Here is a 17,589-nt window from a genome sequence, read left to right on the forward strand (position 1 = left end):
TTGGGTATTTTCAATTCTCAATTCTCAATTTTCAATTAAATTAATAGCATTCCTGCAGCACGGGCTTCCTGACGCATATCTTCCGGCCAAATACTAGCCTGGATCTCACCGATATGAGCTTTGCGCAGATAGAACATACACAAACGGCTTTGTCCGATACCGCCGCCGATACTCTGAGGCAGTTCACCGTTCAGCAGGCGTCTGTGGAAGTAGAGTTCTCTCTTTTCTTCAGCGTTGGAGAGCTTCAGCTGACGTTCCAGCGCTTCCTTATCTACACGGATACCCATTGAAGAGAGTTCGAGCGAGCGGTTCAATACATCGTCCCAAACGAGTAAGTCACCGTTCAGTCCTACCTGTCCGTTTTCTGCGACAGTCGACCAGTCGTCGTAGTCAGGAGCACGTCCGTCATGCTTCTCTCCGTTGCTCAGCTTGCATCCGATACCGATGATGAAGACTGCGCCATATTCTTTGGCGATAGCGTCTTCCCGTTCTTTCGGTGTAAAGGTAGGATATTTTTGCAACAAATCCTCGGAATGTATGAAATGAATATGCTGGGGAAGTGTCGGCCGTATTTGCGGAAACATCTCATAAACCAGATATTCGGTACGCACCATGGCTGCATATATACGCCGTACGACCTCTTTCAGATATTCGACATTGCGTTCTTTGGGGCTCATCACCCGTTCCCAGTCCCACTGGTCGACGTATAATGAATGCAGGTTACCCAGTTCTTCGTCAGAGCGGATGGCATTCATATCGGTATAAATGCCGTACCCTTCTTCGATATTATAGTCTGCTAAAGTGAGGCGTTTCCATTTCGCCAAAGAGTGTACGATTTCGGCTTTGGAATCGTTCAGGTCTTTGATCGGAAATGTGACAGCTCGTTCGGTTCCGTTCAGGTCATCGTTGATTCCCATCCCTTTAAGAACGAACAAAGGTGCCGTGACACGACGCAGGCGTAACTCCGAAGACAGGTTTTGCTGGAAAAAGTCTTTGATTTTCTTGATTCCCATCTCTGTTTGTGACAGGTTTAGCAAAGCCTTATATCCCGCAGGTTTAATTAAATAGCTCATATACTTGTTGTGCTTTGTGTTTGTAAAATATGCGACGCAAAGATAATGATTAATGGCAAAATAGCAATGTTGAAGCCTTTTTTATTTGCAAAATGGCAGTATATGTGGTAAAGTGTGTTGCAAATTATCAAAACTTATGTTGTAGGGCAGAAAAAAGAAAGAGATATAAAACTCTTCTGCCGTTCGTTTGGTTTCTTCCGATATTATAATTACTTTTGCCCCGTCTTTGGCCTGGTAGCTTAGTGAATAGAGCGTCAGATTCCGGTTCTGAAGGTCGAGGGTTTGAATCCCTCCCGGGTCACAACTGAAAAATAAGAAGTCTTATAAACTAAAGGTTTGTAGGACTTTTTTGTTTTCTGTTGGAACGTATTTTGGAACAAAATGTGTTTTTTAATGAAAATAGGAATGCTGATTTATATTTCGTAATCATCCATATTTAAATAATCGTCTGGATCATCCCAATGTGAGATACCTAGTACTTTTCCTGTTTTGGAATCTTCCAATAATACATACTTATCTCCGTCGATGTGTATTGTATCCGGAAATGATGCTATCATTGCTTTAGCTTTATCAATATTGAATACAGGGCATTCGATAATATCAAAACGTTCTATTTCCCTTTCTAGTTGTTTGAGTAGTTCTTCCTTATCGACTTTCCAGAACTTCATTTTTTTGTTTGTAAACTTACCAAATGAGTACCAAAATTTAAAAGCACTAGCCGGACATGAATTTTGTGGACCGATTGCATTAAGTTTACGGCATCCCCAACCCGGACAACGGTTGTTGACCCAGCAGTGATGTTCTTTGTCCTCTGAACGTGTGTATTGACCGTAACAGATGGCAATAGAGCGGTTATTCATTAAACATTTTTCCTTTTCCAGTAAATATATATTCAAGATTTATATTGTACCGCTCGTATGCCATGCGAATAGCATACAAGGGTACATTCATTGTGTTTTCAATCTCCATACGGTATATGTTAGAGGATGCGAGGCCGACGGACTCCGCAAATTGTTTTTTTGTTTTTATTTTCCTTAATCCGATCAGCTGGTACATGATAGCCAGGAACCGGTCGGTTATAATCCTGTTTTCTGTAATCTTCTCGTTCGCTAACATATTCTTAGTTTTTATATAGGAGATATAAAGCATTGCATCTACTTATAGTATATATTCACCTTGATGAGTAAATCCTGCAACTTTTGTTATTGACTTGTCTAGTGAATATTTTCTTTTTATTAGGTATTTAGTATTGTCTTCTTTTTTCTTAACAACGTATTCATGCGTTATATCCCAATAAGTAGTACCGTTGTTAGGGGTTTTACTTTCTATCAACTCGCTCCAACTTAAAGGATTGTAATAAATTGGATAATAATTCTTGGAATATTCGATTATTACATTTTGTGCTTTTTCTAACCTTTGTTCTGGAGTTAGAGTCATGATATCGATCGTTTTTTCAACTTCTATGGACTCCTTTTTTTCGCATCCTGCAAAAAGGAACAATAACAGTAATGTATTTAGTATTTTAATCATCACATCACTTCTTTTTAATAGCCATGCCTTCCACATAGATATAATCAAGGTATATACCGTCGTATATTGCATGATATTTAAGACCAATAATGCCGTTTGCACCTTTGCTGACAGCATCTTTATATATGGCATCTATACCATCTGTGTATGTTGCCCTTCTGCGATTGGATGGAAATGGATTTTCTTTCGACTTGTGTTTTTTTGCCCACTCTTTGTCCTCTCCACTATATATAATAGTATATACAGATGCTACTGGTTCATAGTTGAATGATACGGATGAAGCTTCTGTCATAAAAAATCCTTCTTTTGTGTATTGACTATAATCAATACTTCCTGTTTCAACATAATAGCTTCTAGTGACACAGCTAGATAATGCAATAATGGTCAGTAATAGTAAAAATGTTTTCTTCATTTTGTGAAATGTTTAATTAGTGATTTTTATTTAGGCACTTCTATGTCATGTTTTTTCTCATATTGTTTTACTTATTCTTTTGTTGTTTGACCACATTGAATAGTTGCGCTATATCTCTGAGGTCCACCGTGAAGTCTGGATAAATCGGATTGAAGGAATGACAGGTAATTATTCCTTTCTCAACATCATGGTCAACAATCTGTTTGAGTACAATACCATCTGTCTTATGTACGATGACGAATGCATCCCATGCGTTGATATGTAATTTGCTTTTCCAGTAATCACAACCAATTTCTCGACAAAGCAAAATGTCCCCTTGCTCATAGCTGTGCTTCATACCGTCATCCATGCTGTCACCTCTGACTTCGAAGCTGATGTACTTACCTTTATATTCTTTGTCAACAATCCACGGGATTTTAGGAAGTGTTTCAATGTAGGCTACGTCAGCCCAACCCATCATATAGCCAGCTTGTGCATATTGGTTGACCAGCGGAACCATCATAAGATATTCGTTTTGGATAGGGATTGCTTCTTCTTTCTGTTCAGTTAGCATATTCCCTATGTCTGCTAGTAACCAAGATGCATTTATATTCTCAATTGAGTGTATTATGCTCTCTAAGAATTTAGCAGAAGGAACACTTTGTCTACTTCCTAATATATTGTTTACGCTAGTGGGCGGTTCATTTATCGCTTTTGCGAATTGGTTTTTATTTCCGTTAAATAGCTTATCTACAATAGTTTGAATTCTTTCCTGTATTGTCATAACTCAATTGAGTGTTAAATAATATCAATTTCAAGAAATAAAATCCTCAAAAGAGTTATTTGTAAAACTCAATTGAGTATATTTGCAATGTGATTAACAACAAACAATAATCACAATACAAAGTAAATAGCAAATATAAGAAAAGTAAATAACCTGATATAGTCAATTTGATAAAAAAGTAAACGATATGAGTAACAAGATTGAACTAATGAAAGCGGAAATTGAAACTTTAGTAAGCATGACAGAAGAAGAAGCATGCAGAGAGTATAACGTTGATAGCAAAGTAGAGGCTGTTCAGTACATCATTGATTTCTGGGTGTAGGAAGGAGGTAGCCATGAATGAATTAAGAGATATTTTAAAGATGGTACAAGTGGTACAATGTGAATGTTTCGGAACGGAAATCACAATAGCAATATTCACCAACCAGAAATATTTTTCAGTCCATGTACAACGTGCCGATCGGGATTATGAGGTTGTCTATTCAGACAAATTCTATTCAACTGAAACATTGGCAATAAACACGAAGAAGTTTGCTGGATTGTATGCATTTGTTGTCGATGAAATTTTTGGTATTGGATATACATTGATAGGAAACAAATTTGCCAAAGTAGAAAACCGCTGTGAAGCTGGCTAATGATTGACTAAAATAAGGTTCAGCCGGGTGAGAATCCCGGCACACGGGCGGTCAGTAATCTGGGATGAAACATTACAGAGTGCGCACGATGTAAAGAGGCTGGTTCGATACCGGCACCGTCCACATTGAAAACGATCTTTGACGTACTACGAGATATGATATGTAACCATTAAGGCGTGTAGGCACGCTGGTTACGAGTAAATAACCCACTAAATGAGTCTGCGATATGAAGGAGAGAACACCAACCTAGAGCAGGCGGTCACAAGTATAGCGGAGTAAACAAAATTATTTGACAATATATTCATTTTTCTGCCAGGCTTGTTACCGGGTTCGACTCCCGGTTGACCACATCAAATCAATAATAAATTAATTATGACTACACAAGAAGCAATTGAATTTATCCGTATAAACAAACAGTACGGAGATAAAAAGGCCATATGTGAACTAGCTGGTGTATCACACCAGACATTTAATACTATGATGAAACATGAGAAAGGCCCTGATGAAGAGAAATGGTATGATGCCGAATACAAAGTATTGTGTGAGGCTGTCGCATATCTAAAACCAAAAGTTGTTCAACGCAAAAAGATGGCGGAGGAACTTAAAAGAAAACTTGCACAGATATGATTCCGCTTACCGCTTCGGAAACTGATGCAGTACTTTACCTGGCCGAACATGAGGTTGTAAAGATTGCTGCCGATAAGCGCTGTGTATCGGAACATACCGAAAAAAATCAAATTAAATCGGCAATGGCTAAACTGGGTGTAACTACCCAGATTGGATTGATAAAAGAATTCTTCCGGTTGATATACGGAGTTGAATTTAACCTAAAGGATGCCCGGCAATTAATGGCTTCATGTTTACTAATCCTTTTTCTTTCAACATTGAGTGGAACAGAACAGTTAACATGCCGAGTTAGGAGGGTGAGAAGGAATGAAGTTGAATTTTATATGGCTGCGTGATGCAAATAAATCAAATAATTCAAATGACGCAAAGTGATTTAGAGACTGTAGTATCTGGATTGCTGTCAGAAAAGGCAAAAGCAGAAGTATATGAGCGCTATTATAGTGTTTTGATACCTGCTTCATGGGTCGCAAAAATTCACGGTATAAGTTATCAGACAGTATTCCGGTATATCCAACGGGGATTGATAACACCAGAAGAACGAAACAGCCGTGATGAACATTATTTATTTCGGTTGTCTGATGTATTGAAGATGGATTTTAAACTACTGCAAAAACAACTAAGGAGGAATACTATATGAAACTACTATTATCATTCTTATTCTTTTTCCTGTCTTTCGGATGCTTATTTCTTGTGTGTAACGCAGATAAATGGGAACCTGGAAATGTCTTTTTCTGGGCGTGTGTATTTGGAGTATCGGTCGTCGTGACGGAAAAACAATTGAAGGAAAAAGAGAATACTAAATAATATTACTAACAAATTAATTTTCAAGCTATGAGTTTATTCAAACAACCTTCCGAACTGGAAGTTTCTACAACAATCAAAGCGCTGATCTACGGACAGCCAGGTCTTGGTAAGTCAACATTAGGTTTGTCTACTCCTTCTCCGGTATTATTGGATTTTGATGGAGGTGTAAAGCGTGTGAATGGCGCTTTTCAGTGTCCGACGTTACAGGTGAAAAATTGGGACATGGTGATTGAGGCATTGCAGGAAGATTTATCTCCATTTAAAACAATCGTTATTGATACTGCCGGGAAGATGTTGGATTTTATGTCTGTCTATATTATTAAAAACGATCCGAAGATGGGCCAGCGTGATGGCTCCCTTTCTTTAAAAGGCTATGGAGTTCGTAAGACAATGTTTATCAATTTTCTTTCTCAGTGTTCAATGATGGGAAAGAATTTGATTTTTGTCGCCCATGAACGGGAGGAGAAAGATGGAGAGAACCGGATTGTCCGTCCGGAGATTGGTGGATCATCTGCGGGGGACCTGATTAAAGAACTCGATTTGGTTGGTTACATGCAAGCGATTGGAAGTGAACGCACGATTAGCTGGTCACCTACAGAGAAATTCTATGCAAAGAATACATGTAATCTCCCGCCCATGCAGAAGATACCAATCATTATTGATGCTTCTGGCAATGTTACCGGACAAAACATTTTCTTATCAAGTATATTCGATAGCTATCAGACTTATTTAAAAAAACAGGCAGATATCAGTAATGATTATGAGGCTTTGATTGATGTTGTAAAGGAAAATGTAGAATTGATTGTTGATGCTGATACCGCTAACGGTGTCACTGAAAACATGGGAAAGCTACAACATATTTGGGATAGCAAACTGAAAGCCGGTCTGATGATCCGGGATAAATGTAATAGCCTGGGATTAAAGTTGAATAAATTAACTAAGAAGTATGAATCAGCCGATGCCGCAGCAACAGCCTAAGTATAAATTCTACCCGTCTCTTTTAGATCAGTTTGAAAAGTATCTGCATGTTGATCGTGAGTTTGAGAGTTTTTTCAATCGAGACAAAGAGACAGATGAGTATAAAAAGACGTATGAAGAGATAGAGACTGAAATGAAACAGTCTCTACTTGACAGTATTAACCGGGTTCCGTTCGATTCAGAACCCGCGGATAAGGGTACAGCATTCAATGATATTGTTGATTACTTTATCCACAACAAGCCTGTCAAAACTCAGATAGTGGAAGATATCAATAGTGATACAATTACAGCGACATACAACAACAGAACGTTTTTATTTTCATATCACTTCTGTTGTAAAGCTGCTGAATACTTTCATGGATCAGTTAGTCAGTTGTTTGTTAAAGCCGTTCTTCCTACAAAATACGGGACCGTAGAGTTGTACGGGTATATTGATGAACTGAACCGAAATAGGGTGTACGATATTAAGACAACTTCCCGGTATGAGTTTGGAAAGTACTCAGAAGGTTGGCAACGACATGTGTATCCTTATTGCCTTATCTCTTCCGGACTAGTCAAAGACATTGATTCTTTTGAATACACCGCTTATCATTTGAAAGGAGGTACAAGCCGGACACCACTCATTACCGGTGCTCAATTTCCGGAACTTTATAAATATGACCACGAACAGAGCCGAACACTATTAACCCGGCATTGTGAAAGGTTTATTGAATTTCTCGAATTGAACCGGGAACTAATCACTGATAAAAAGATTTTTGCTGAAATATGAAAACACGATTTGTCAAGGAACAAGGAGTAATCAAGTGGCTAGGTCAGCCGATCGAGCTTCTCTTTAATCTTGTTGTCAACGGTGAATATACGCTTGAAATAAAGAAAAAAGTAAAGAAACGCACTGTTGACCAAAACGCCCTCATGTGGATGTGGCTTACTTGTATAGAAGATGAAACAGGTACACTGAAACAAGATGTATATGAATATTACTGTAAAAAGTTCCTTTGGCGAAATGTATTCATTAATGGTAAAGAGGAAATTGTCGTCCGGACTACATCGAAACTTAATACGGCTGAAATGACTGTATTTCTCAACAAAGTACAGGCGGATGCCGCTAGCGAATTCGGTATAAGATTACCGTCTCCGGACGATCAATATTTCAACTCATTTACAAACAGGTATGAACATATAAGGTATTAGGATGGAAAAACAGGTTAAGATTGGGAATCTCGCCCATGAACATGAGAGTGAAACCGCTAAACAGACTTTGATTAAATCAGTAAAAGCCACTGAAAGAAGGTTGTTGAAAGCGAAGAAATTAATCCGGTTAGTGATTGGTTCAGCAATAGTAATGACCACATGCCCGGAAAAGTATAACACATTAATTCGTTGATAGTATGGAAGAAAGAGAACCTAAAATTAAAAAGGCCGTTTTGAATGGTCGTCAGTTGACAGTAACTTATACGGAGTTCCGTCCGGAGGGTGACAAGGATATTGTTGTTAAGTCTGAGATACCGGCACATATTGATTGTACAAATGCTTTCAAGAAACTGATTCCTCATTTTATTCTTCTCACAGAAATGAAAGAATCCGATAAAGTAAGTGAGCGAGCTGCGATTGTTGGAATGGATAATCTGACTGGTGACGACGATGATTTTAAGAATGCTGATGTTTACGGTATCAAAATGGGAAAGAATGATAGTAGTACCGATACGGTCATTTTGATGGGTGAACGGTATCTTCAAATTGGTGGTTCAGTTGATTTCAGTTCTCCTGCTCAGGCGTTGGAATCATCGGATAGTGAATTTGAATATCCTTACATTAATGAATTGAACCTGGCTGTACAGGCAGTGATTTATGAAGTAAAAGAATATTTGTTCAATCAAAAATTTGCTATAACTCAAACGACGCTAGACTTTGAAGCAGTACCGGACGCTCCGTTTGAAGCCGGAAAAATGGTAGATACGGATACCGGAGTAGTTACTCCGATCACTGTTGAGAAACCGAAGCGAGGACGTAAACCGAAAAATCAACCTCTTGCAACAGCAGCAGCATGTTAATCCAAGAAGACGAAAAGAATTATTTCCTGCAATTTAAGTATCATCCGCTTATGATTGATGTTGTCAAACGTATTCCTGGACGGAAGTTTGACAGCAAACTAAATATGTGGGTGATACCTAAAAGTTTTTATCCACCTGGAAAATATACTCAAAAGGCCTATGTCGACATTTTTGCTAACTGGGCTGTGAAAAAAGGCTATGAGAAAAGCGTACAAAAAGGAGCTCAGGCTTCAAGACCGGACGTTCACTATACGCTTCCTCCGATGCTGGAATTACTTTCACCGCATGGGCTAAAGATAGAGCCTTTCCCATATCAGAAACAAGGTATTGCCTATGCTTTACAGAAAAAGAGGTGTTTTTTCGGGGATCAACCTGGTTTAGGAAAGACATTGCAGGCTATCGGTACATCTTTTATAGCAAAAACATGGCCGGTATTGGTGATCTGTCCCGCCAGTCTAAAGATCAACTGGCAACGGGAATGGAAGAAATTCACTGGAAAAGATGCGATTATCCTTGATGATCGGAATAAAAACAACTGGCACCGGTATTACGAAATGGGGTGCTGTGATGTTTTCATTACGAATTATGAATCATTGAAAAAGTTTTTTGTTGAAGACTTTGCCGGTGGTGTAACCCGGTCGATTAAGCTAAAGCCGGTAGCCAGTTTGTTTAAGTGTGTGATCATTGATGAAAGCCACCGATGTAAGTCAAGTAAGACACAGCAATCAAAGATTTGTTACAAGTTATGCCAGGGAAAGGAATATCGTTTCCTGCTCACTGGAACACCTTCGATCAATGGTCCGGGTGACCTGATCCAGCAATTAAAGATTATGAATCGTTTGGATGATTTTGGAGGATATAAGAGTTTTGAAGCAAACTTTATGCAGGGGCCACGGCAGGCAAGTAATTTGGAGATGCTAAACTGGCGATTATGGAATACCGGTTTCTTCCGGAGGGAGAAAGCAAAGGTTTTGGATCAGCTGCCGGATAAGATGCGTCAGGTCGTGAATGTGGATATCACAAACAGAAAAGAATATCAGGATGCAGAACATGATCTGCTTAGTTATCTGGCTGCTTATGAAAATGCTGATGATGAAAAGTTACGACGGGCCGAACGTGGTAAAGTGATGGTACAAATGCAGAAACTCCGACAAATTGCAGCTAGAGGAAAAATATCGGCAGCCGTAGAGTTTATCCAGGACATAATTGATTCCGGTGAAAAATTGATTGTTTTTGCCTTTCTTAAAGAGGTTGTACAGGAGATAAAGAAAGTATTCCCTAATGCAGTTACCATCGTTGGAGACAATACCAGCCAGGAACGACAGGATGCCGTTGATCGGTTTCAGAATGATCCGAAATGTAACCTTATCATCTGTAATTATAAATCGGCAGGGGTAGGTCTTACATTGACAGCTAGTAGCCGTGTTGCCTTTGTTGAGTTCCCGTGGACGTTTGCCGACTGCGAGCAGGCGGAAGATAGAGCGCATCGTATCGGTCAAAAGAATAGTGTGAATTGTTATTACTTCCTTGGAAAAAATACAATTGATGAATCGATATGGGATATTATTCAGACAAAGAAAGACATAGCAAACGATGTAACCGGGACAGATGATCAGGTACCGGAGAAAACTGTCGATGCAATGATTTTGAAAATGTCTGCTAAATCAGGAATCAAGAAAAGTGAAACAAGCACGTCTCCGTTCGATCGTCGTCTGGATGGTGCACTATTCAGCAATGCAATATGAAAGGTGAGGCAGGTCTGCAATCTTCATGTATAGAGTGGTTCAATCTACAATTTCCAAAATTGAAACTGCTTCTTTTCGCTGTTCCGAACGGTGGCCGGCGTAACAAGATAGAAGCGGCCAATCTCAAAAGGCAGGGTGTCCGGGCTGGTGTTGCTGATCTTATTTTACTTTTTCCAAAAGGTGGTCACGGTAGCCTTTGCATAGAGATGAAGTATAAGAAAGGTACGCAGCAGGATTCGCAGAAGGACTGGCAGAGGGTAGCGGAGGCGGCAGGCAATAAATACGTTGTCTGCCGGTCATTGAATGAGTTTATGAAAGAGGTCAAGAACTATTTAGGTATTGAGCGATGAATTATATTGAATTAATAAATCGGTTTTGGGAATTGGATGAGCAATGGCAATTCTCCTGCTGTGAAACGAGACTGTATTTTTACTTGGTAAAAACAGCAAATCGTTTAGGCTGGGTGGATAACTGGACGCATTCGGATGATAGAACATCTGCAAATGTGGGAGTGTCATTGAATACAATGAAAACAGCCAGGAACCGGTTATCTCAGATTGGTTTGATTAAATTTATTTCCGGTGGAAAAGGTCAAAAAGATAAAACAAGGTATCAAATTTTGACACCTAACTTAATACCTAACTTGACACCTAACTTAACACCTAATCTGATACCTAACCAGACCCCTATAAATAAACTAAATAAAACAAGTAATAATATACCCCCTATAATCCCCCATGAAAACAATTTGCCTTTTCCGGAAGAAAAGCCGAAAAAGAAATCCAGTAGGGCAAAGAAAGAATTTATTCCTCCAGTACTGGACGATGTATTAAAATTCTTTTCCGGCAGCTTATTGCCTGATTGGGAGAACCAGGGACGGTTATTTTTCTCTCATTACAATTCCCAGGGCTGGCGTAAAGGAACCGGCGTACAGGTTACTGACTGGGATAGTTTAGCAAACAAATGGATTTTAGACGAAAAAATTAAACGAGATGCAAGGAGTACAGGAAGTAAGACAAACAATCCAGCGTCCGGTAACGGATACGCCGGAAAATAAGATTGACCTAACGGCCTATAAGAAATTGTTTCTTCGGGTAGCAGATCACTATTCCAAAGGCACATTTGTAATCGACGAGCGAAACAGAGCGATCGTGTATTCCCTGTTTCTGTATTTCCTGAAACAACCGGGATCGCTCGATATCCAAAAAGGTTTGTGGTTAGCCGGTCCGGTCGGTACCGGGAAATCTACGTTGATGTATATTTTCAGCAGGTTTATGCAAACTTTACAAAGGGGGTTCCGAGTGTATGTGTGTAGCCGGATTACGACAGAATATACAATGCACGGAGATTTGAGCCGGTATCTGGATAATGCCGGATGGTCTTCATTGGGCCCGGTTGATATGTGTTTCGACGAGTTCGGCCGTGAACCGATCCCGGCAAAATATTTCGGGAATGAGTTGAATGTGATGCAGCATATATTTCACATTCGGTACAGCTATTGGCAACAGTACGGATTGAGAACTTATGTCACAACGAACCTGTACCCTAAAGACGTCGAGCGCAAATACGGTGATTATATCCGTGATCGACGTGGTGAAATGTTCAACCTGATTGAGTTGAACGGAGAAAGTAGAAGATAACTAAACTAAAAAATAATATCCTATGAGAACAAAAAGCTTTAATGAAGTAATCGCTGATTATTTGAAACAGCGGGCAGCAGAGGACACACTATTCGCTCCGAAGTTTACAAACCCAAAGAAGAGCGTTGATGAATGTTGCCGCTATATTTTAGGTGAAGCGCGGAAGCGCGGTAATGAGGTGGTAATGACTGATAATGAAGTGTTCGGCTTAGCTATACACTATTACGAAGAGGAAAATATCAAAGTGAATGCTAGAATAGGTAATTCAGTTAAAAGCCGGGTTGTAAGTAGCAAACAGGTTCCTGAGGTTCAAACTGTGGAACAGTTGTCGATACAATATGAACGGCCTGTTTTTTCCACTGTTAAGCGGGGGAGAGGTAAGAGAGAAGAAAGCAAATTACAATTATCTTTATTTGATTAAGCCATGAAGCCAAAAACAAAATTACAAAAGCTGGTAGTTAAACTGAGCGCACAATTACCGAAATTTACTGAGAAACATCGTCAATGGGCTATTGAAAATGTCGTTGATCGTATTGGTCTTCGATTGAAAAAAGGTATTATTACTTGTACTCATTGTAGTGAAGTTTTTCCTGATACAATGAAATTTGAAGATGGCGAAATTGATATCTGTCCTAATTGTGGAAGTAAATTGAAGATCGAAACAACTACGAGGAAAAATGATTTTCAAGCAGAGTATTTCTGTATCATAACAACATGCCAGGGATTTCAAGTATTCCGTTATTTTATGATTAAGAAGGAATTCAAATTTGGTTGTGAGGCACAATATAAAATTGCGGAAGTTGTCCAGCGATGGCTCCTGCCTGATGGTAGATTTGAAACATTTGCAAAACTTACTAATACACATCAATATTATAATGATGCGTGGTGTTTTGATAGTGATATGGAATTGAGAGGTAGAGATAAACATGCCTACAATGTTGGATGCGACGCATGTTATCCAGTTCGAAAATATCTTTCTGTTTGGAGAAAGTACGGATTCAAAGGTAAAATGTATGGCTTTTTCCCTTTTAACTTCTTTCATCTGATCAGTACAAATAACCAAGCTGAAACATTACTTAAAGCCTGTCAGTTTGATTTGCTCCGTAGAATGTGTGCAGGGTATGATGATGAAATAAAAAGATACTGGCCATCGATAAAAATATGTATGCGTAATCATTATCTTGTGAAAGATGCAAAAATGTGGCTTGATTATTTGATGTTACTCAGTTACTACAAAAAGGATCTACGCAATGCTCACTATGTCTGTCCTGTTAATTTAAGAAATGCTCATGATGAGTATATGAATAAGCGGAATCGCGAATTGACTAAAGAACGAGCTGCCTTTGATCGTGAAAAAGCTATTTATGCAGAACAACGACGGAAACGACTTTTTGAAAAGATGAAGGAAGACAATCTCAAATATCAAGAACAGAAAGGTAAATTCTTTGATGTTCAATTCAATGATGGTGTTGTAGTGGTACGTGTACTACGTAGTGTTGAAGAGTTTAAAGAAGAAGGGGATGCTTTGAATCACTGTGTATTTACAAATGAGTATTATAAAAAGACTAATTCCCTTGTTCTTTCCGCTCGAATTGGAGATAAACACATTGAGACAATCGAAATAAATTTAACGACTATGACGGTCAATCAATGTTATGGGCATGGAAATAATAATACAAAGTATCATAATCAGATACTTGAACTTGTGAAAAAGAATATGAACCTGATCCGTCGAAGGTTGACGGCGTAAATATTAAGTTGTTATGAAATATGTTCCTGTTTTTGGTAGAAATATTGACAGCTATATTCAAAAAAGATTGAATAACAAAACTCATTTGATTTGCACATTCGATAGAGAAGACGGTTTAAAATTGTATATACTAGCAATAGAAATAAATATGAGACTTGAAGATAACTCCCTTATGCCCTGGGGAAAATATAAGGGTGAGAAAATGGCAAATGTTCCGGCTACATACTTGATGTGGCTATACAACAATGAGAAATGTAATGCGGAAGTCCAGGCGTACATTGAAGATAACATGGATGCTTTAAAAGAAGAAATCAGGCAATTAGGAGATAAAAAAGATGAAACTAAAAGATATAGCAAGCCAATTGGCTAACCGAATAAACCAACCAGCCGTAATCGAAGTGTATCTTCGACAGGTATATGCGAAGGGTTTTATAGATGGTACCAAACAGTCTCCCTGGATAAGCGTTAAGGAAGGGTTACCATGTGATCAAAATATCGTCTTGGTAAGGAGCCAATATGGAAGCAAATCTACAGCTTATTATTGCGACAATAATATCGGGTTTGTAATTTACGGAGAAAATGCCTATAAGGTTTTTGGAGTAGTAACGCATTGGATGCCGATACCGGAATTAGAAGAGGACTGAACTTTTGCTCACCTTATTTGCAAGGCGAACAAACGCGAAAAAATTGAAAATTAAGTGTTAAGTCGACATTAAAATGAACATAAATGTATTATCTTCTTTACAAAGATATTTCATGTAGTATATAATGTTGGCAACTTATACAAATAATATTTAAAAAGTGAACCGTGCCGGATTCGAACCGGCGACCTCTGCCCTGTCAAGGCAGCGCTCTAAACCAGCTGAGCTAACGGTTCGGTTTAGCAAATATAAGAAAAGTTATAAAATAGTAGATATGGAAACAAATGAGAATTTCAATTTATGGTGTATTGTCGAATTATTCGGACATAACCGGATAGCAGGCAAATGTAGTGAACAAAGCATAGCAGGGAATAATTTCCTCCGGGTAGATGTTCCGGAAACGAAAATGCAGCCAGCATTTACTCGGTTCCTGAATCATGCTGCCATCTATGCTATTAATCCAATCACAGAAGAAGTAGCGCGGGATCGGGCAGAAGTTTATAATTGTGCTCCTATTGATAGATGGGATGCGAGGTCTATGCTTGAAAAAATTCAGGCAGAAATAAATAATGACAGAAAGACGATTGATTCTCCTGCTGACAATGATAAGGATGATTATCTTGTATTTTAATTTAAAAATGAGTAAACCATGAAGATAATAGTCAGTTTCTCTGGCGGTAAGGATAGCCAAGCTTGCCTGATCCAAGCCGCAAACCGATACGGAGCAGATAAGATAGAAGCCGTTTTTTGCGATACAGGCTGGGAACATCCGGATACATACCAGCATATAACAAATGTTTGTCAGCAGATGAGTATCAAATTAACTACACTCAAACCTGAATTAGGCTTTGTGGAATTAGCAAAGAAAAAGAAACGTTTCCCCTCGGTTATCGGGCGATTTTGCACTATCGAACTAAAGATAAAACCTATGATTGATTATCTTCTCTCCTTAAAAGAGAGCTGTATTATCATTCAAGGGATTAGAGCACGTGAAAGTTCTGTTCGTGCTGCTATGGAACCGGAATGTATGTACTTCCGATCCTACTTCCAGCCGAATGGAAGTGGCAGAAAGGAAACATATCGGGGCAAAGAAGTTAGGGAGTGGTGTTCTAAATATGATGCTTCTGTTATTCGTCCTATATTCAACTGGTCTGCCCAGGAAGTAATTGACTGTATTCTAAATGCTGAACAGAAGCCTAATCCACTTTATTACAAAGGTTTTTCTCGCGTTGGCTGTTTTCCTTGTGTTATGTGTCGGCAAGTAGAGATTAGGGAGTTACTAAAAGATGAGCTTATGAAACAACGATTGATTGATGCTGAAAAGTATGTAGGCAGATCGTTTTTTGCGATTGATACTATTCCTAAACGGTTTTGCAAAAATGGAGTGTACGCGATGGCAGAGGAAGTTTTCAAGTATGTTTCTGACAAAAATGCCACATTGGATATGTTTGGGCCAGAGGGTGGATACGCGTGTATGTCAATCTTTCATGGACTTTGTGAATAATGCTTTAATGGTAGTAAATATAAGAGGCAGAGTTTACCCAGCCTCTTATATTGCCTCGACATAAGGACTTTCATAATTACCTTTTAGTCCATGTCTTTCCATATATGATCTAATTTCACTTCTATAAGCGATTTCAAAAATGTATCCATCTTTAGGTGATGGGCCAAGCGATCTGTCGAATTTGTAATAATCGCCATTGTGATAAAAAGAAATACGATAGTTTGCCATAATGTGCAGTATTTTAATTTTGTTATCTCGGTGTGTTGATAATAGTGAAAATTTATTTATGATTGCAGTTTGGGTTAAAGCTCCTAAATTCATCGAGCATTGTTGACAAGCAATCATTTTCTTTAATAAAATCTATAAGATAGTCTTCTGTAATAATAAATTGTCTATTTGTTTCTTTTTCTTTTGTTGCTAATATTTGCTCTCCGTTTGATGTTATCTGAAAACCATGAATAATTCGATTCCTCTTATCACATAGTTCTTCAAATAAATTAGCTATTTTATCATCTGAATTTTCTGTAATTGTATTTTTGATTGCAAATTTCATCATCTTAGATCCTGATGTTGTATCAATTAAATCATACCAATCATATTGATGTTTTCCTTTATTATTTAGAATATTTTCAATGACAAAAGCATTATTTGAATTGAAAACACATAGAGCAATTCCCAACAATTTTATGTATTCTTCTGACGGTAAAGCCTGTTTTGTAATTGATTCGTTCATTTTTATTTGTATATAATTTATAAATAGGTCGTTTAAAAATTCCCCCATATAGCAGGGTTTGTTATAATATTGGCAATAACATTTGAAGCAACATCAGAACCAAAACTTTTAATCTTATCTATAAGTCTATTTTTAGCTTGTACAGGATCAGATTCATTTTCTATGATTGCTTTAATCTCTTTTTGTTGTTTGCCTGTTAACTCATCTTTTATTGCTTCAATGAAGATGTCAATAGCTAAAGACTGTTCTTGAGATTGTTCTTGAGATTGATTAACATTGACATGTATAGAATTGTCTGTCTTATTATTCTCATTTTGAACTTTTGGGAGTTCTGGGATAACAAGACATGATTCCAATATTCCTAGTAATTTGTCAAATAAACTAGGTGAATTATAGGATTTAGTAAAATCTTCAGCAGCTTTTTCAAAATCATTAATACATCTGTCTCCTGTAAATTTGAAAGATAAAAACCTGATAGTCTTATTTTTCCAAATTTCATATTCTGATATACTTTTTAGATTATAAGCGTCAAAAGTCCTCCATTCATTTTCTAATGTAGGTATATAAGAAATCCCCTTCCTAATTTTGTTACCTTCTTCTATAAGGTCTTCGAGAGTTATTGTAGCCATATAATATTATTGTATGAATTTCCAAAGGTATAAATTAATTTGATGTGATGATATTTAAGGAACCATAAACTTAA

Annotated in this window: 27 protein-coding genes and 2 tRNA genes; 20 read left to right on the plus strand and 9 right to left on the minus strand. The window is 38.0% G+C overall.

The window, feature by feature from the left end:
• Nucleotides 1–35: 35 nt before the first annotated feature.
• Complete coding sequence (asnA, locus tag DXD68_RS17890; protein ID WP_122362871.1) at nt 36–1,073, minus strand: aspartate--ammonia ligase; 1,038 nt, start codon at nt 1,071–1,073, stop codon at nt 36–38.
• A gap of 228 nt (nt 1,074–1,301) precedes the next feature.
• Here asnA and DXD68_RS17895 point away from each other — a divergent pair.
• Nucleotides 1,302–1,374, plus strand: a tRNA-Arg gene (locus DXD68_RS17895).
• Nucleotides 1,375–1,486: 112 nt separating this feature from the next.
• Here DXD68_RS17895 and DXD68_RS17900 read toward each other — a convergent pair.
• From DXD68_RS17900 to DXD68_RS17920, 5 genes are all read right to left on the minus strand, one after another.
• The gene (locus DXD68_RS17900; protein WP_122362872.1) at nt 1,487–1,933 is read right to left on the minus strand and encodes a hypothetical protein; all 447 of its coding nucleotides are present in this window, start codon (nt 1,931–1,933) and stop codon (nt 1,487–1,489) included.
• Nucleotides 1,926–2,189, minus strand: coding sequence for a hypothetical protein (locus DXD68_RS17905; RefSeq protein ID WP_044193335.1), 264 nt, complete (start codon nt 2,187–2,189; stop codon nt 1,926–1,928). The genes DXD68_RS17900 and DXD68_RS17905 overlap by 8 nt, the downstream gene beginning before the upstream one ends.
• Before the next feature lie 42 nt (nt 2,190–2,231).
• Nucleotides 2,232–2,603, minus strand: coding sequence for a hypothetical protein (locus DXD68_RS17910; RefSeq protein ID WP_028729684.1), 372 nt, complete (start codon nt 2,601–2,603; stop codon nt 2,232–2,234).
• A 4-nt stretch (nt 2,604–2,607) separates the two neighbouring features.
• Complete coding sequence (locus tag DXD68_RS17915) at nt 2,608–3,015, minus strand: hypothetical protein (RefSeq protein WP_028729683.1); 408 nt, start codon at nt 3,013–3,015, stop codon at nt 2,608–2,610.
• 67 nt (nt 3,016–3,082) lie between these two features.
• A complete protein-coding gene (locus DXD68_RS17920) occupies nt 3,083–3,568 on the minus strand; it encodes a helix-turn-helix transcriptional regulator (RefSeq protein WP_233577215.1) in 486 nt (161 codons plus the stop codon).
• Between the two features lie 397 nt (nt 3,569–3,965).
• Between DXD68_RS17920 and DXD68_RS24670 the strand changes: the two genes are divergently transcribed.
• From DXD68_RS24670 to DXD68_RS18005, 17 genes are all read left to right on the plus strand, one after another.
• Entirely contained in the window at nt 3,966–4,100 is a 135-nt protein-coding gene (locus DXD68_RS24670; RefSeq protein WP_255419288.1) for a hypothetical protein, read from the plus strand.
• A 13-nt stretch (nt 4,101–4,113) separates the two neighbouring features.
• Nucleotides 4,114–4,413 carry a hypothetical protein gene (locus DXD68_RS17925; RefSeq protein WP_028729682.1) on the plus strand — a complete coding sequence of 100 codons (300 nt, stop codon included), beginning with the start codon at nt 4,114–4,116 and terminating at the stop codon, nt 4,411–4,413.
• 372 nt (nt 4,414–4,785) lie between these two features.
• Entirely contained in the window at nt 4,786–5,040 is a 255-nt protein-coding gene (locus DXD68_RS17930) for a hypothetical protein (RefSeq protein WP_028729681.1), read from the plus strand.
• Nucleotides 5,037–5,375: a helix-turn-helix transcriptional regulator gene (locus DXD68_RS17935; RefSeq protein ID WP_028729680.1), complete on the plus strand. Its 339-nt coding sequence runs from the start codon at nt 5,037–5,039 to the stop codon at nt 5,373–5,375. Before DXD68_RS17930 ends, DXD68_RS17935 begins: the two co-directional genes overlap by 4 nt.
• A complete protein-coding gene (locus DXD68_RS17940) occupies nt 5,375–5,677 on the plus strand; it encodes a MerR family transcriptional regulator (RefSeq protein ID WP_028729679.1) in 303 nt (100 codons plus the stop codon). Before DXD68_RS17935 ends, DXD68_RS17940 begins: the two co-directional genes overlap by 1 nt.
• Before the next feature lie 194 nt (nt 5,678–5,871).
• Nucleotides 5,872–6,822, plus strand: coding sequence for an ATP-binding protein (locus DXD68_RS17945; protein WP_122362875.1), 951 nt, complete (start codon nt 5,872–5,874; stop codon nt 6,820–6,822).
• Complete coding sequence (locus DXD68_RS17950) at nt 6,791–7,591, plus strand: HNH endonuclease (RefSeq protein ID WP_147383006.1); 801 nt, start codon at nt 6,791–6,793, stop codon at nt 7,589–7,591. The genes DXD68_RS17945 and DXD68_RS17950 overlap by 32 nt, the downstream gene beginning before the upstream one ends.
• Entirely contained in the window at nt 7,588–8,013 is a 426-nt protein-coding gene (locus DXD68_RS17955) for a hypothetical protein (RefSeq protein ID WP_122362877.1), read from the plus strand. The genes DXD68_RS17950 and DXD68_RS17955 overlap by 4 nt, the downstream gene beginning before the upstream one ends.
• A gap of 197 nt (nt 8,014–8,210) precedes the next feature.
• Nucleotides 8,211–8,873 (plus strand): hypothetical protein, encoded by a 663-nt coding sequence (locus DXD68_RS17965; RefSeq protein ID WP_122362879.1) that lies wholly within the window; start codon nt 8,211–8,213, stop codon nt 8,871–8,873.
• On the plus strand, nt 8,867–10,618 hold the full coding sequence (locus DXD68_RS17970; protein ID WP_122362880.1) for a DEAD/DEAH box helicase: 1,752 nt from the start codon (nt 8,867–8,869) through the stop codon (nt 10,616–10,618). The genes DXD68_RS17965 and DXD68_RS17970 overlap by 7 nt, the downstream gene beginning before the upstream one ends.
• A complete protein-coding gene (locus DXD68_RS17975; RefSeq protein WP_028729673.1) occupies nt 10,615–10,968 on the plus strand; it encodes a VRR-NUC domain-containing protein in 354 nt (117 codons plus the stop codon). Before DXD68_RS17970 ends, DXD68_RS17975 begins: the two co-directional genes overlap by 4 nt.
• Nucleotides 10,965–11,675, plus strand: a complete 711-nt coding sequence (locus tag DXD68_RS24335) for a hypothetical protein (protein WP_195370765.1) — start codon at nt 10,965–10,967, stop codon at nt 11,673–11,675. Before DXD68_RS17975 ends, DXD68_RS24335 begins: the two co-directional genes overlap by 4 nt.
• Nucleotides 11,611–12,258, plus strand: coding sequence for a hypothetical protein (locus DXD68_RS17985; protein WP_229058355.1), 648 nt, complete (start codon nt 11,611–11,613; stop codon nt 12,256–12,258). Before DXD68_RS24335 ends, DXD68_RS17985 begins: the two co-directional genes overlap by 65 nt.
• Nucleotides 12,259–12,280: 22 nt before the next feature.
• Nucleotides 12,281–12,679, plus strand: coding sequence for a PcfK-like family protein (locus DXD68_RS17990; protein ID WP_122362881.1), 399 nt, complete (start codon nt 12,281–12,283; stop codon nt 12,677–12,679).
• A gap of 3 nt (nt 12,680–12,682) precedes the next feature.
• Nucleotides 12,683–14,008, plus strand: a complete 1,326-nt coding sequence (locus DXD68_RS17995; protein ID WP_122362882.1) for a PcfJ domain-containing protein — start codon at nt 12,683–12,685, stop codon at nt 14,006–14,008.
• A gap of 13 nt (nt 14,009–14,021) precedes the next feature.
• The gene (locus tag DXD68_RS18000; RefSeq protein WP_028729669.1) at nt 14,022–14,378 is read left to right on the plus strand and encodes a putative quorum-sensing-regulated virulence factor; all 357 of its coding nucleotides are present in this window, start codon (nt 14,022–14,024) and stop codon (nt 14,376–14,378) included.
• On the plus strand, nt 14,344–14,652 hold the full coding sequence (locus tag DXD68_RS18005) for a DUF551 domain-containing protein (protein ID WP_122362883.1): 309 nt from the start codon (nt 14,344–14,346) through the stop codon (nt 14,650–14,652). The genes DXD68_RS18000 and DXD68_RS18005 overlap by 35 nt, the downstream gene beginning before the upstream one ends.
• A gap of 158 nt (nt 14,653–14,810) precedes the next feature.
• On the opposite strand, the gene DXD68_RS18010 is transcribed toward DXD68_RS18005, so the two are convergent.
• Nucleotides 14,811–14,885 (minus strand) — tRNA-Val (locus tag DXD68_RS18010).
• A gap of 38 nt (nt 14,886–14,923) precedes the next feature.
• On the opposite strand from DXD68_RS18010, the gene DXD68_RS18015 reads away from it, so the two are divergent.
• Nucleotides 14,924–15,280 carry a hypothetical protein gene (locus DXD68_RS18015; protein ID WP_122362884.1) on the plus strand — a complete coding sequence of 119 codons (357 nt, stop codon included), beginning with the start codon at nt 14,924–14,926 and terminating at the stop codon, nt 15,278–15,280.
• A gap of 18 nt (nt 15,281–15,298) precedes the next feature.
• Complete coding sequence (locus DXD68_RS18020) at nt 15,299–16,153, plus strand: phosphoadenosine phosphosulfate reductase family protein (RefSeq protein ID WP_122362885.1); 855 nt, start codon at nt 15,299–15,301, stop codon at nt 16,151–16,153.
• Between the two features lie 280 nt (nt 16,154–16,433).
• Here DXD68_RS18020 and DXD68_RS18030 read toward each other — a convergent pair whose 3' ends face one another.
• Nucleotides 16,434–16,886: a selenium binding protein gene (locus DXD68_RS18030; RefSeq protein WP_122362927.1), complete on the minus strand. Its 453-nt coding sequence runs from the start codon at nt 16,884–16,886 to the stop codon at nt 16,434–16,436.
• A 32-nt stretch (nt 16,887–16,918) separates the two neighbouring features.
• Entirely contained in the window at nt 16,919–17,515 is a 597-nt protein-coding gene (locus tag DXD68_RS18035) for a peptide chain release factor 1 (RefSeq protein ID WP_122362887.1), read from the minus strand.
• Between the last annotated feature and the right edge of the window lie 74 nt (nt 17,516–17,589).

It is taken from the genome of Parabacteroides sp. TM07-1AC, from assembly GCF_003480915.1.
GTDB lineage: Bacteria > Bacteroidota > Bacteroidia > Bacteroidales > Tannerellaceae > Parabacteroides > Parabacteroides chongii.

Coding starts and splice junctions, on each gene's coding strand:
- asnA (WP_122362871.1), bottom strand. CDS start 1,073: ATGAGCTATTTAATTAAACCTGCGGGATATAAGGCTTTGCTAAACCTG.
- DXD68_RS17900 (WP_122362872.1), bottom strand. CDS start 1,933: ATGAATAACCGCTCTATTGCCATCTGTTACGGTCAATACACACGTTCA.
- DXD68_RS17905 (WP_044193335.1), bottom strand. CDS start 2,189: ATGTTAGCGAACGAGAAGATTACAGAAAACAGGATTATAACCGACCGG.
- DXD68_RS17910 (WP_028729684.1), bottom strand. CDS start 2,603: ATGATTAAAATACTAAATACATTACTGTTATTGTTCCTTTTTGCAGGA.
- DXD68_RS17915 (WP_028729683.1), bottom strand. CDS start 3,015: ATGAAGAAAACATTTTTACTATTACTGACCATTATTGCATTATCTAGC.
- DXD68_RS17920 (WP_233577215.1), bottom strand. CDS start 3,568: ATGCTAACTGAACAGAAAGAAGAAGCAATCCCTATCCAAAACGAATAT.
- DXD68_RS24670 (WP_255419288.1), top strand. CDS start 3,966: ATGAGTAACAAGATTGAACTAATGAAAGCGGAAATTGAAACTTTAGTA.
- DXD68_RS17925 (WP_028729682.1), top strand. CDS start 4,114: ATGAATGAATTAAGAGATATTTTAAAGATGGTACAAGTGGTACAATGT.
- DXD68_RS17930 (WP_028729681.1), top strand. CDS start 4,786: ATGACTACACAAGAAGCAATTGAATTTATCCGTATAAACAAACAGTAC.
- DXD68_RS17935 (WP_028729680.1), top strand. CDS start 5,037: ATGATTCCGCTTACCGCTTCGGAAACTGATGCAGTACTTTACCTGGCC.
- DXD68_RS17940 (WP_028729679.1), top strand. CDS start 5,375: ATGCAAATAAATCAAATAATTCAAATGACGCAAAGTGATTTAGAGACT.
- DXD68_RS17945 (WP_122362875.1), top strand. CDS start 5,872: ATGAGTTTATTCAAACAACCTTCCGAACTGGAAGTTTCTACAACAATC.
- DXD68_RS17950 (WP_147383006.1), top strand. CDS start 6,791: ATGAATCAGCCGATGCCGCAGCAACAGCCTAAGTATAAATTCTACCCG.
- DXD68_RS17955 (WP_122362877.1), top strand. CDS start 7,588: ATGAAAACACGATTTGTCAAGGAACAAGGAGTAATCAAGTGGCTAGGT.
- DXD68_RS17965 (WP_122362879.1), top strand. CDS start 8,211: ATGGAAGAAAGAGAACCTAAAATTAAAAAGGCCGTTTTGAATGGTCGT.
- DXD68_RS17970 (WP_122362880.1), top strand. CDS start 8,867: ATGTTAATCCAAGAAGACGAAAAGAATTATTTCCTGCAATTTAAGTAT.
- DXD68_RS17975 (WP_028729673.1), top strand. CDS start 10,615: ATGAAAGGTGAGGCAGGTCTGCAATCTTCATGTATAGAGTGGTTCAAT.
- DXD68_RS24335 (WP_195370765.1), top strand. CDS start 10,965: ATGAATTATATTGAATTAATAAATCGGTTTTGGGAATTGGATGAGCAA.
- DXD68_RS17985 (WP_229058355.1), top strand. CDS start 11,611: ATGCAAGGAGTACAGGAAGTAAGACAAACAATCCAGCGTCCGGTAACG.
- DXD68_RS17990 (WP_122362881.1), top strand. CDS start 12,281: ATGAGAACAAAAAGCTTTAATGAAGTAATCGCTGATTATTTGAAACAG.
- DXD68_RS17995 (WP_122362882.1), top strand. CDS start 12,683: ATGAAGCCAAAAACAAAATTACAAAAGCTGGTAGTTAAACTGAGCGCA.
- DXD68_RS18000 (WP_028729669.1), top strand. CDS start 14,022: ATGAAATATGTTCCTGTTTTTGGTAGAAATATTGACAGCTATATTCAA.
- DXD68_RS18005 (WP_122362883.1), top strand. CDS start 14,344: ATGAAACTAAAAGATATAGCAAGCCAATTGGCTAACCGAATAAACCAA.
- DXD68_RS18015 (WP_122362884.1), top strand. CDS start 14,924: ATGGAAACAAATGAGAATTTCAATTTATGGTGTATTGTCGAATTATTC.
- DXD68_RS18020 (WP_122362885.1), top strand. CDS start 15,299: ATGAAGATAATAGTCAGTTTCTCTGGCGGTAAGGATAGCCAAGCTTGC.
- DXD68_RS18030 (WP_122362927.1), bottom strand. CDS start 16,886: ATGAACGAATCAATTACAAAACAGGCTTTACCGTCAGAAGAATACATA.
- DXD68_RS18035 (WP_122362887.1), bottom strand. CDS start 17,515: ATGGCTACAATAACTCTCGAAGACCTTATAGAAGAAGGTAACAAAATT.